Origin of the sequence: Comamonas denitrificans (assembly GCF_042654745.1) — a bacterium.
GTDB lineage: Bacteria > Pseudomonadota > Gammaproteobacteria > Burkholderiales > Burkholderiaceae_C > Comamonas > Comamonas denitrificans.
The window spans coordinates 1-12,672 of the sequence record NZ_JBHSEY010000040.1 but is presented as its reverse complement, the minus strand read 5'-3'; the positions used below and the strand labels follow the sequence as shown (position 1 = coordinate 12,672).

General features: G+C 61.8%; 8 protein-coding genes and 1 pseudogene. 2 read left to right on the top strand and 7 right to left on the bottom strand.

Annotated elements, in window-relative coordinates; translation table 11 throughout:
- Nucleotides 1-271: 271 nt before the first annotated feature.
- Nucleotides 272-2,382 (top strand): annotated as a pseudogene (locus ACFO24_RS08305) (TonB-dependent receptor domain-containing protein).
- 544 nt (nt 2,383-2,926) lie between these two features.
- Here the strand turns inward: ACFO24_RS08305 and lldD are convergent.
- The 4 genes from lldD to ACFO24_RS08285 all read right to left on the bottom strand — a co-directional run bounded on the left by lldD (nt 2,927) and on the right by ACFO24_RS08285 (nt 9,119).
- Entirely contained in the window at nt 2,927-4,066 is a 1,140-nt protein-coding gene (gene lldD / locus ACFO24_RS08300; RefSeq protein WP_377737905.1) for an FMN-dependent L-lactate dehydrogenase LldD, read from the bottom strand.
- Complete coding sequence (gene lldR, locus ACFO24_RS08295; RefSeq protein WP_377737904.1) at nt 4,063-4,830, bottom strand: transcriptional regulator LldR; 768 nt, start codon at nt 4,828-4,830, stop codon at nt 4,063-4,065. The genes lldD and lldR overlap by 4 nt, the downstream gene beginning before the upstream one ends.
- 69 nt (nt 4,831-4,899) lie before the next feature.
- Nucleotides 4,900-6,699, bottom strand: coding sequence for an L-lactate permease (locus ACFO24_RS08290; RefSeq protein ID WP_377737902.1), 1,800 nt, complete (start codon nt 6,697-6,699; stop codon nt 4,900-4,902).
- Between the two features lie 452 nt (nt 6,700-7,151).
- On the bottom strand, nt 7,152-9,119 hold the full coding sequence (locus tag ACFO24_RS08285) for an ABC-F family ATP-binding cassette domain-containing protein (RefSeq protein WP_377737900.1): 1,968 nt from the start codon (nt 9,117-9,119) through the stop codon (nt 7,152-7,154).
- Nucleotides 9,120-9,228: 109 nt separating this feature from the next.
- Between ACFO24_RS08285 and ACFO24_RS08280 the strand changes: the two genes are divergently transcribed.
- A complete protein-coding gene (locus ACFO24_RS08280; RefSeq protein ID WP_377737899.1) occupies nt 9,229-10,242 on the top strand; it encodes a zinc-binding alcohol dehydrogenase family protein in 1,014 nt (337 codons plus the stop codon).
- Between the two features lie 39 nt (nt 10,243-10,281).
- On the opposite strand, the gene prmB is transcribed toward ACFO24_RS08280, so the two are convergent.
- The 3 genes from prmB to ACFO24_RS08265 all read right to left on the bottom strand — a co-directional run.
- On the bottom strand, nt 10,282-11,211 hold the full coding sequence (gene prmB / locus ACFO24_RS08275; protein WP_377737898.1) for a 50S ribosomal protein L3 N(5)-glutamine methyltransferase: 930 nt from the start codon (nt 11,209-11,211) through the stop codon (nt 10,282-10,284).
- 65 nt (nt 11,212-11,276) lie between these two features.
- Nucleotides 11,277-12,449 carry a PilT/PilU family type 4a pilus ATPase gene (locus ACFO24_RS08270; protein WP_377737897.1) on the bottom strand — a complete coding sequence of 391 codons (1,173 nt, stop codon included), beginning with the start codon at nt 12,447-12,449 and terminating at the stop codon, nt 11,277-11,279.
- Nucleotides 12,409-12,672 (bottom strand): hypothetical protein (locus tag ACFO24_RS08265; RefSeq protein WP_377737896.1); only part of this gene is annotated, 264 nt, incomplete at its 5' end. The genes ACFO24_RS08270 and ACFO24_RS08265, both read right to left, overlap by 41 nt.

Sequence of the window (12,672 nt, the reverse complement as noted above, 5' to 3'; positions counted from 1 at the left end):
CGCTCAAATCCGCGCCGCGATGCCCCGCTGCGCACGCCGTTGGCTACATGCGTGAAATATCCGGGCTAGTGTGCTTTTTTGTGCGCATTTTTGAAGCAGGTGCTTGCGCCGTGGCGGCGTGTTTTCTTCATGTTCTCCATGTATTGGCATGGCCCTTAGAACGTGTTCTTAGAACGTGAACACGTTCTTATGCCCCAGGCACCTGCTGCGTGCTGGGGCGGGCTGTGCGTTGTGATTGCGATAGTTTGATATGACATTGATTGCTCAAAACATGGCTGCCCCAGTGGCAGCCGCTGGTGCTGCGCGTGTTTCTCGTGGGCTTGCCCGCCCCTTTTTGCGCCCGGTGCTGACACCGATCGCCCTGGCCGCTGGGCTGTGCGCTGCGCTAAGTGCCCAGGCGCAGGAGGCCGCCCCAGCCCCCACCCTGGCGGAAGTGACCGTTACCGGTCTGCCGCTGGCTGCCGACGACATGGCCGCGCCGGTGAGCGTGCTGGAGGGTGAGGTGTGGCAACTGCGCCGGGGGGCTACCCTGGGCGAGAGCCTGGCGGGTGAGCCGGGCATCCAGGCCACCCACTTTGGTGCCGGAGCCTCGCGCCCGGTGATTCGCGGCATGGACGGGCCGCGCGTAGGCGTGCTGGCCAATGGCATGGAGCTGCACGATGCCTCCACCATCAGCCCCGACCACGCCGTGGTGACCGAGCCGCTGCTGGCCGAGCGGGTCGAAGTGCTGCGCGGCCCGGCCGCCTTGGTGCATGGCGGCGCAGTGGGCGGCGTGGTGAAGTGGTGGATCAAAAAATCCCCACCGCCCTGCCAGAAAACGGCCTAGAGGGCACGGCGGAACTGCGCTGGGGCAGCGCCGCCAACGAGCGCGCGGGCGTGGTGGGCCTGACCGCTGGCAAGGGGCCGCTGGCCCTGCGCGTGGAAGGGGCCAGCCGCCGCGCGGGGGATTACCGCGTGGGTTCCGGCTGGGCGGGCGGGCGCAAGGTGGACGGCAGCTTCAACGAGACGGACACCGGCAGCATTGGCCTGTCGTGGATTGGCAGCGCCGGCTACCTGGGTCTGGCCTACACCCGCCAGCAGGCCCAGTACGGGCTGCCCGGCCACACGCATGGATTTGAGGACTGCCATACCCACGGGCTGGGCGCGAACATGCACCTGCATTGCGGCGGCCATGGCCATGCTGACCACGATGACCATGACCACGACGATCACGATCACGACCATGACCACAGCGTGCCCGTGGTGGACATGACCAGCCACCGCTGGGATGTGCGCGGGCAATGGAACGCGCCGCTGCAAGGCATCGAAGCCGTGCGCCTGCGGGCCAGCCACACCCGCTATGGGCACGATGAGATCGAGGGCGATGCCGTCGCCACCCGCTTTCGCAACCGGGCCCACGATGTGCGGGTGGAGGTGCAGCACGCCCCCCTGGCCGGTTGGCGCGGCGTGTGGGGCCTGAGCACTGGGCAGCGCCAGTTCAGCGCCGATGGTGAGGAAGCCTACGTGCAGCCCACCGACACCCGTCGCCTGGGCCTGTTCCTGCTGGAGGAATACACCCTGGGTGACTGGCGCTTTCAGGCCGCGCTGCGCCACGACCGCCAGCGCGTGCAGGCGCAGCATGCGGCACAAGAGCGCAAGCACCACGGCACCTCGGCCTCGGTGGGGGCCGTGTGGCGCTTTACGCCGGGCTACCAGGCCAGCGCCGCGTTCAGCCGCGCCCAGCGCATGCCCACGGCCGAAGAGCTGTACGCCAACGGCCTGCACATGGCCACCAGCACGCTGGAAAAAGGCAACCCGAACCTGAAGAAGGAAACCAGCCAGGCGCTGGAGCTGGGTCTGGGCAAGACGGCGGGCCGCACGACGTGGAAGCTCAATGGCTACCACTACCGCATTCAGGGCTACATCTACGGCCAGACGCTGGATGAGCACGACGGCCTGCAACTGCTGCAGTACAGCCAGCGCGATGCGCGTTTCACTGGCCTGGAAGCCTCGGTGCGCCAGGCGCTGGGCCGGCACCTGGGCCTTGGCCTGTGGGGGGATGTGGTGCGTGCCCAGCTGGCCGATGGCGGCGGCCCTCTGCCGCGTATTCCGGCGGCCCGTGTCGGCGTGCGGCTGGACACCAGCTGGCACGGCTGGGAAGGGCAGGCCGAGTGGGTGCAGGTGGCCCGCCAGACGCGCACCGCCGCCTATGAAACCCGCACTGGTGGCTACGGTATGCTGAACCTGAGTGTGTACAAAGCCATCGACGGCACGCCGTGGAGCGTGTACCTGAAGGGCGAGAACCTGACCAACCGCCTGGGGCTGGCGCACACCTCGTTCATCAAGAATGTGGCCCCGCTCAAGGGCCGCAATGTGACGCTGGGCTTGCAAGCGCGTTTCTAAGAACGTGTTCACGATCTGCGCGCGAAGGGGTGCGGGATGCGGATCGGGATGGGCTGCAAGGCGCAAACCACAGACATAGCCGTAGCTATGGCGAGGATTTGCAACGCCGCAGACCGCCCGAGGCCGCGACTGCACACCCGCGAGGAGATTGTGAACACGTTCTAAGCTCCGGCCTGCGCAGGCTGTGTTCATTGAAAACATAGCTTCTTGCGCTTGATGTAAAAAGGGTTTTAGGTATAAAACTACCTAAAACCCTTTATTTATCAGCGCATAAAGCTATTTTTTTATGCTTTTCTTGGGTGGTTTCAAGCCTCAGCGGCCTGGAATTGCGGGGGGATTACCGGCGTGTGGGTGGGCAATGCCTCGGGCGAGGCCATGCATCGCGTCAGTGGCTGGAGCTGCGGGATGCCGCAGGCCACTTGCAAGACAGTGTGGAACTGGAAGTGCGCGGTGCAGGGGCCCGCCAGCAGCAAGGGGCACCTTCATCTGCACCTTCAGCACGCTCGCGCTGAAGGTGCGGGGCGGTCCAATTGGGCGCAGAGAATCAGCGCTCGCGCACCAGCAAGTCACCGGTGATCTCGGCCACGCTTTTCACGCTGGTCAGCGTCATGGCCACGCGCATTTCTTTTTCCAGCAGGTTCAGCAGGTTGGTCACGCCGGCGCCGCCTTCGGCAGCCAGCGCGTAGATGAAAGCGCGGCCAATCATGGTGCAGTCTGCGCCCAGGGCCAGCATGCGCACAACGTCCAGCCCGTTGCGGATGCCCGAGTCGGCCAAGATCTTGATCTGGCCTTTGACCGCATCAGCAATCGCGGGCAGGGCGCTGGCCGAAGACAGCACGCCATCGAGCTGGCGGCCGCCGTGGTTGGAGACGATGATGCCGTCGGCACCAAAGCGCACGGCATCCTTGGCATCTTCCGCGTCCAGAATGCCCTTGATGACCATGGGCCCCTTCCAGGAATCGCGAATCCATTCCAGGTCTTTCCAGGAGATGGAGGGGTCGAAGTTGGCCCCCAGATAGCCCATGTAGTCTTCCAGGCTGATGTTTTTGCCCATGTAGGTGGAGATATTGCCCAGGGTGTGGGGGCGGCCCAGCAGGCCCACATCCAGCGCCCACTGTGGGTGCAGCACCGACTGCACATAGCGGCGCATGGCCGCGTTGGGGCCGCTCATGCCGGAGTGTGCGTCGCGGTAGCGCGCACCGGGCACAGGCATGTCGACGGTGAAGACCAGTGTAGAAACGCCAGCGGCCTGCGCACGCTCCAAAGCGTTTTTCATGAAGCCACGGTCTTTGAGCACGTACAGCTGAAACCACATGGGGCGGTTGAGCTTGGGGGCGACCTCCTCGATCGGACAGACCGAGACGCTGGACATGGTGAAGGGAATGCCTTTTTGGTCAGCGGCCATGGCGGCCTGCACTTCACCGCGGCGCGCAAACATGCCCGTCAGGCCGACGGGGGCCAGCGTGACGGGCAGCGATAGCTTTTCGCCAAACAGCTCAATGCTGGTGTCCAGCTGGCTCATGTCTTTGAGCACGCGCTGGCGCAGGGCCACGTTGGCCAAGTCATCCACGTTGCGGGCCAGTGTTTTTTCTGCATAAGCACCGCCGTCAATGTAGTGAAACAGAAACGGAGGCAAACGCTTTTGTGCCGCAGCACGGTAGTCGGTGGTGGAGGAAATAATCATGATGAGGTCGCAACAGAAGGTGAAAGACGGCCCAGACGCTGCAGTCGGGCCGTGTCTGCATCGGCTTGGGTGAGCTTGTTGTGGACAAAATTCAGGTGATCGCTGATCACGCTGCGGGCTTGCTCCGGCTCGCCATTCAAAATGGCTTGCATGAGCTGGTAGTGCTGTTGCGTCAATTGCTCCAGCACTTTGGTGTTGTCATGCACAAACATCAGGCGGCGGTTTTCGGCCACGGTGTTGAGCATCAGCTCAAACAGGCTGCGCATGAGTTGCACGATGACGGCATTGTGTGAAGCCTCCGCAATCGCCAGATGGAACTGCGCATCGGCGTGGGCAGAGGCTTCGGTATCTTGTAGGTGCTGGTAGTGCAGCAAAGCGTCAAAGCTGCGCTGAATGCGCGTCTTGTCCTTGGCGGTTGCGCGTTGTGCCGCATGCCAGGTGGTGCTGACTTCCAGACTTTGGCGGGCTTCCAGTACGTCGTAGCGGTACTGGGGGTCATCGCGCATCAGGGGAACCAGCGGGGAGATGACCTGTTCATGCCAGTTGGGCTGGCTGGGTGGGGTTTGCACAAAGGTGCCAGCCCCGACACGGCTCTCCAGCAGGCCGCGGCTGGAGAGTTTTTGAATGGCTTCGCGCAGTGCGGTGCGCGACACACCCAGTTCTTCGGCCAGCTGTCGCTCGGCGGGCAGACGCTGGCCGGACTGCAGCTGGCGCTGCTGAATGAGGGTGTAAAGCTGCTCGGCTACCTGATCGGAAATTCGCATCTTGGTGACTCGGTTCATAACGCCCACAGCGAATTCGTTGATCCCGTTGAGATAGCCGAGGCAGCTGCTTTAGCGCGCAGCGGCCAGGTTTTGGCCTTGGTGTCCGCTAGCTGCCAAAGGCTTGCCCTTGGTCATCGACAGGGCCACCAGCACCACCACCAGCCACACGGCAGCAGCCATCCACCAACCCAGGCTACCGGTGATGAGCGCTTGACCAATCAAGCCCGCTTGAATGCAGTAGTAGGCCATAGGAACCAAGGTCTTGCGGATCACTTCACCTTCACGGTTCATCATGCCCACCACAGCGCCCGCAGCGACCACGTTGTGCACGCAGATCATGTTGCCTGCAGCACCGCCCACCGCTTGCAATGCCACCACGACGGCCGATTGGTCCAGATTCAGCGCAATTTGCTGTGCGGTAGAGAACTGGAAGTAGGCAAACATCATGTTGCTGACGGTGTTGGAGCCTGCAATGAATGCACCGAGGCTACCCACCCAAGGCGACACATTGGGCCATGCATTGCCGGCCAGGGCGGCGGCACCCTGTGCCAGCACCAAAGGCATGCTCAGCATCGAGCCGTCAGCCGAGGCGGAATTGATGAACACCTGCACCATCGGCACGGCCAGCAGCAGGGCGGGTGCCGCCTCCACCATGGTGTGTGCGGAAGACTTCACAGCGCGACCATATTGGCCTTGCTTCATGCTGAAGATCAAGATGCAGGCCAGCGATACCAGGATCAGGATGAAACCGGGCGAGTACAGGAACTGTGCCGAGGGCGAGATATTGGTGCCAAACAGCGCGGGAATCTTCAGCGTGGTCAGAGGGCCGGTCAAAAAGGCCTTCAGCGGTGCCACGGTGCGGGTGAGGATCAGCAGGGCAACCACCAGCACATAGGGCGAAAACGCACGCAGCACCGAGAACTTGGCAGCGGTGGTTGCAGAGCTGTCGGCATCGTTAGAGACGGTGCCCAGCCACTTTTGCTCCCAGGCAGCACGGGGAGGGAAGTCAAAGCTTTGTTTGGGAACCAAGAAGCCTTTTTTGGCAGCGCTGATCACGATGACCAGACCCACCAGTGCACCGACCATCGAGGGGAACTCAGGGCCTAATACGCGGGCAATCAGGTAGTAGGGCAGGGTGAAGGCCACGCCGGCAAACAGTGCAAATTTCCAAGCTTTGAGGCCTTCGGTGAAGGATTGTTGGGCACCGAAGAAGCGGGTGAGCATGCCGCACAGAATCAGCGGAATCACGAAACCCACCAGCGCGTGAACCATGGCCACGTTTTCCACGATTTGCTGCAGGTACTCCAGCGGCTGCATGGGGGCCAGCAATTGCGCCACATCGGTCTTGTTGTCAATGCCCGAACGCACGCCCACCAGCATGGGGGTGCCTACCGCGCCAAAGGACACGGGAGTGGACTGGATGACCAGCACCGCCATAACCGCAGCCATGGCTGGGAAGCCCAGGGCCAGCAGCAGGGGAGCGCCCACGGCGGAGGGGGTACCAAAGCCCGACGAGCCTTCAATCAGCGAACCAAACAGCCACGCCACGATGATGACTTGCACGCGGCGGTCTGGAGAGACATCCATGAAGCCTTGGCGAATGGCCAGCAGTGCACCGCTTTCTTTGAGGGTATTGAGCAGCAACACGGCGCCGAAAACGATAAACAGCAAGGTGATGGCCGTTACCACCCCGTTAATGGTGGCGGCCGCGATTACCGCACCGGGCGCCTGCCACACAAACAGTGCCAACAGCGCTGTGACCAAGTAGGCGGAACTCATGGAGAGTTTGGCCGACCGCCCTAAAACCACCATCAAAAGAAACACCACCGCAATCGGGGTGAGGGCTAAAAGCGTGTGTCCAAGATTCATGTGTGATGTCTCCAAGGGAGGCTGCGCACGGGCGCGTGGCTTATGAATGGAATGCCGCGACACCTTTGCATGGTTTAATTGGTCGTACCAATATTGTTTAATGTTGAGCCGCAGATTATAAAAGCCATTACATCGACTCTACTTCCCAGTTTTTGTCTTTTTTTTCGTGGTTTACCCTTGTTTTTGTTGATTGGTCATACCAGTTGGTGTGTAAGTTCAACGCTTATCCACACGTAGGGAGTGCGATTGCATAAGCCCCGCTTTTGCCCCCCCATCGATGGCTTTCAGTAATGCAGCGTTTTAAAAAATGCAGCACAGGCATTGCGCCGCATCTAACATTGAAAACATAGCTTCTTGCGCTTGATATAAAAAGGGTTTTAGGTATAAAACTACCTAAAACCCTTTATTTATCAGCGCGTAAAGCTATTTTTTTATGCTTTTCTTGGGTGCTTTCAAGCCTCAGCGGCCTGGGTCAGCTGCTCAATGGCTTCGCTCAATTCCAACCAGCGTTCCTCACTGGCATCGAGTTCATCGCCCACGGCTTTGAGGCGTTTGCCCGCTTCGGCAATGTCTGCCGGGGGCAGGGGGGTGGCCAGTTTTTCTTCCAGGGCGGCTTTTTCTGCCCCCAGTTGCGCCATGCGGGTGTCGATTTTTTCCAACTCTTTTTTCAGCGGTTTGGTCTTTTCGGCCAGTGCTTGGCGCGCCTGGGCGGCCAGGCGGCGCGCTTCGCGTGGGTCGATGGTCGGTGCCGTGGCGCTGGGTGCAGGCTGGGCCGCAGCATCGGCCGCCTTGGCGGCTTCGCGCAGGCGGCGCGATTCTTCCAGCAGGTAGCGCTGGTAGTCGTCCAAGTCGCCGTCGAAGGTGCCGACCTGCCCGCGCCCAACCAGCCAGAAATCATCGGCCACGGCCCGCAGCAAATGCCGGTCGTGGCTGACCAGCAGCACGGTGCCGTCAAAGTCGTTCAGCGCCATGGCCAGGGCCTCGCGCGTGGGCAGATCGAGGTGGTTGGTCGGCTCGTCCAGCAGCAGCAGGTTGGGGCGCTGCCAGACGATCATGGCCAGCACCAGCCGGGCTTTTTCGCCGCCGCTCATGCTGCCCACGCTTTGCGTGACCATGTCGCCGCTGAAGTTGAAGCTGCCCAGCCAGTTGCGCAAATCCTGCTCGCGGCTGGCCGCTGGGGCATCGGCCCCCAGGTCGCGCGCTAGGCGCACCATGTGCTGCAGCGGGTGCTCGTCGGGGCGCAGCACGTCCAGCTCTTGCTGGGCAAAGTAGCCAATGCGCAGGCCCTTGCCCTCGGTCAGTTTGCCTGCCAGCGGCTGCAGCTCGCGCGCAATGGTTTTGACCAGCGTTGATTTGCCCTGGCCGTTGGCCCCCAAAATGCCAATGCGCTGCCCGGCCAGCACGGTGCGGCTTACGCCCTGCAAGATGGTGGTGCTGGTGCCCGCTTCGCTGGTGTAGCCAAAGGCGGCATCGCTGATGGCCAGCATGGGGTTGGGCAGGTTGGCCGGCTCTTGAAAGGCAAAGGTGAAATCGGCGCTGGCCAGCACGGGCGCGACTTTTTCCATGCGCTCAATTTGTTTGACGCGGCTTTGCGCCTGCTTGGCCTTGGTGGCCTTGGCCTTGAAGCGGTCAATAAAGCTTTGCAGGTGGGCGATTTTTTCTTGTTGGCGCTCAAACGATGCCTGTTGCAGCACCAGTTGCTGGGCGTGCAGCTCTTCAAACTTGCTGTAGTTGCCGCCGTAGCGCGTCAGCCGCCCCTGGTCAATGTGCAGAGTGACGCTGGTGGTGGCATCCAGAAATTCGCGGTCGTGGCTGATGATGACCAGGGTGCCGCTGTAGCGCTTGAGCCAGGCTTCCAGCCAGACCAGCGCGTCCAAGTCCAAGTGGTTGGTGGGCTCGTCCAGCAGCAGCAGGTCAGACGGGCACATCAAGGCCCGCGCCAGTTGCAGGCGCATTTGCCAGCCGCCAGAAAAACTATTGACCGGCTGCTCCAGCTCCTTGGGCTTGAAGCCCAACCCCAAAATCAAGGCCTGGGCGCGGGCCGTGGCATCGTGCGCCCCGGCATCTTGCAAGTCGGCGTGCAGCTGGGCAATGTGCATCCCGTCGCCGGTTTTTTCGGCTTCGGCCAGGCGTTGCTGCAAGGCCTGCAGGCGGGTGTCGCCAGCCAGCACAAAAGCGGTGGCGCTCTCGTCGGTATCGGGCAGGTGCTGGGCGACCTCGGCCATGCGCCATTGCGCCGGAATAAAGAACTCTCCGCCATCTTCGTGCAAGCGCCCGGCCAGCAAGGCAAACAAAGAGGACTTGCCCGCGCCGTTGCGCCCGATCAAGCCGACGTGCTCGCCGGGATGGATGGTGGTGGAGATACCGTCCAGCACCAGTTTGGTGCCCCGGCGCAGGGAGATGTTTTTCAGGGAAATCATGGGGGCACGATTATGGCTGGGGCGCAAGCCTTTACCGCCTTGGTGCATGCAAGTTTGCGCAATCGCCTAGAGTGTCGCTCTTTGTGCCACACAACCCCTTGTTGAACCCATGAAAGCCATCGCCTTTACCCACTGCCTGCCCGCCACCGATCCCGCTGCCTTGCAAGACATTGAACTGCCCCAGCCGCACCCCGGCCCGCACGATTTGCTGGTGCGCGTGCAGGCCGTATCGGTCAATCCCATCGACACCAAGGTGCGCCGCACCGCCGCGCCGCCCGCTGGCCAGCCGCGCGTGCTGGGCTGGGATGCCGTGGGCACGGTGCAAGCCCTGGGCCCCCTGGCCAGCGGCTTTGCCGTGGGGGACCGCGTGTACTACGCCGGTGCCATCAACCGCCCCGGCAGCAATAGCGAATGGCAATTGGTCGATGCCCGCATCGCCGCCCATGCCCCGCGCAGCCTGAGCGATGCGCAGGCCGCTGCCCTGCCGCTGACCACCATCACCGCCTGGGAGCTGCTGTTTGACCGCCTGGGTGTGCCCCAGGGCGGCGGGGCCGGGCAGGCGCTGCTGATTGTGGGCGGCGCAGGCGGTGTTGGCTCCATGCTGATCCAGCTGGCGCGGCAATTGACGCAGCTGCGCGTGGTGGCTACCGCCTCGCGCCCGGAAACCGTGCAGTGGTGCCACGAACTGGGGGCGCACGACGTGATCGACCACCGCCAGCCCTTGGCCCAGGCGCTGCGCGCGCAAACCGGGCTGGCCCAGGTGGAACTGGTCGCCAGCCTGACGCAGACCGACCAGCACTTCCCCCATATCGTCGAACTGCTGGCCCCCCAGGGGCGGCTGGCCCTGATTGATGACCCGCAGGCCATTGACATTCGCGCGCTGAAGCAAAAATCCATTTCTTTGCACTGGGAGTCAATGTTCACCCGCTCCCTGTTCCAGACCGCCGACATGCCCGTGCAAGGGCAACTACTGGCCACTGTGGCCCAGCTGGTGGACGCAGGCCGCATTCGCAGCACCCAGCGCCAGCACCTGGGCCGCATCACAGCCGACAACCTGCGCCAGGCCCATGTGCTGCAAGAAAGCGGCACCAGCATCGGCAAGACGGTGCTAGAGGGGTTTTAAGGGGGGTGAAGGTAAACGCTTACAGCGTGGCGCGGTGCGTCACGCTGGCAGCTCCAGCAGTGCCTGCCGGGTGATCAGCAGCACGGCATCTTCGCCGGCGCTGGTGTCCAGCCAGAACACCGGCAGGCTGGGGAAGGCAGCTTCAAAAAAGGGCCGTTCGTTGCCGATTTCCAGCACCAGCACGGCGTTTTCTGTCATGCAGGCGGGGGCATCGCGCAGCAACTGGCGGATGAAGTCCATGCCATCGCTGCCGCCGGCCAGGGCCAGCGCAGGCTCGGCGCGGTATTCGCTGGGCAGCTGGCCCATGCTGGTGCTGTTTACGTAGGGCGGGTTGCACAGGATCAGGTCCCAGGGGCCGGGGGTTTGCGCCAAGCCATCCGAGTGCACCAGGGTGATGCGCTCTTGCAACTGGTGTTTCTCTACGTTGATGCGGGCCACGGCCAGGGCATCGGGGCTGATGTCGGCACCGGTGACGTGGATATCGGGGTAGGCCATGGCGGCCAGGCAGGCCAACGAGCCATTGCCGGTACACAAATCCAGGACGTTGCGCGTGGTGTCTGAGAGCCAGCCGTCGATGCTGCCATCGGCCAGCAGCTCGGCGATAAAGCTGCGCGGCACGATGGCGCGTTCGTCCACGTAAAAGGGCACGCCCATCAGCCAGGCTTCATTGGTGAGGTAAGCGGCGGGCTTGCGGGTGCGAATGCGTTCTTCAATAAGCGTAGCTGCTTGCGCTTGCTGGTCGGGCGTTACAGGGTGATTTTCTATTGAATTTTCTTCTGTGCCCAGTGCGCTGTCGAGGGGCTGGTCCAGGCTCCACAGGATGAGCCAGGTGGCTTCTTGCTGCGCATTTTGCGTGCCGTGGCCAAAGCCGACTTGGGCTTGTTCCAGGCGCTGAGTGGCGCTATGAATAAGTTGCCCCACGGTGGTGGTGCCGTGGGGCAAAGTGGTTGAAAAGGGTTGGTGTGTCATGCACCGAAGTTTAGCGATCTTGTCAGGCCTGGTCAGGGCCTGTGCAGGGGCTGCTCAAGGCCTCGTTACGCCTTGCTTTCGGTTTCGGCATCCAGGAGAAAGCCGTTGAATGAAGCATCCGATATTTCCGGGATGGAGTCGGGCTTGGGCTTTTCGGCGTTGGGCTTGGCCGCTGCATGGGCGGCGTTTTGCAGCCGCCAAGTGAGGTTGGTGGGCGAATCGGCATTGCTCAGGCCTTCATCGCGCGAGATTTTGCCGCTTTGGATCAAGCGGCACAGGTCTTCTTCAAAGGTTTGCGAGCCTTCGGCCATGGATTTTTCCATGTAGTCGCGCACGCCGGAGAAGTCGCCTTTTTCGATCAATTCGGACACCAGCTTGGTGTTGAGCAGCACCTCGGCCGCGGCAATGCGCCCGCCTTCGACGGTGCGCACCAGGCGCTGGGTAATCACCGCTTTGAGGGACGAGGACAAATCGCCCAGCAGGGTGGGGCGCACCTCGACGGGGTAGAAGCTCAAGATGCGGTTCAGCGCGTGGTAGCTGTTGTTGCCGTGCAGAGTGGCCAGGCACAGGTGGCCCGATTGGGCGTAGGCAATGGCCGCCGACATGGTTTCGCGGTCGCGAATTTCGCCAATCAAAATCACGTCGGGCGCTTGGCGCAGGGCGTTTTTCAGGGCGATTTGCATGGACTGGGTATCGGTGCCAACTTCGCGCTGATTAACGATGGATTTTTTGTTGTGAAATTGAAATTCGATCGGGTCTTCAATCGTCAGGATGTGGCCGCTCATGCTTTCGCTGCGCCGGTCGATCATGGCTGCCAGCGTGGTGCTTTTGCCGGAGCCGGTGGAGCCGACGACCAGCAGCAGGCCGCGCTTTTGCAAAATCAAGTCGCCCAAAATTTCTGGCAGCTGCAGCGATGCCAGACTGGGCACGTGCTGCGAAATAAAGCGAATGACCACGGCGATGGAGCCGCGTTGGTGCATGGCACTGATACGAAACCGCCCCACGCCTTGCAGGGGTACGCCGATGTTGAGCTCGCCCGTTTCCTGCAGGGTTTCCATATCGCGCGGCGTGACGATCTCGGCCAGCAACGAGCGCGGGCCATCGACAGGCAGCAATTGGCTATTGATGGGAATGCATTCGCCGTTGATTTTTATGAGGACGGGGGAGTTGACTGCCAAGTAAACGTCAGAAGCTTTTTTATCGGCCATTAAACGCAGGATGCGTTCCATCGTGCTCATAGATACCTCTCAAGAATGTCAAGCCAGCAAGGCTACACCGATAAACGGCGATTGTGCTGGAGGCCTGCGCGCCGTTGTTGCTTAAAGACGATTTTTTACCGTTATACAGAAGATCCTGATGATGGGCTGACGTTGTTCGGTTTTCTCTATTGTCGGCGACCTCAAATCTGAAGTGCAACACCTTGCAGAATTGAAGCACCCATGAACAAAAAAACATACGAGC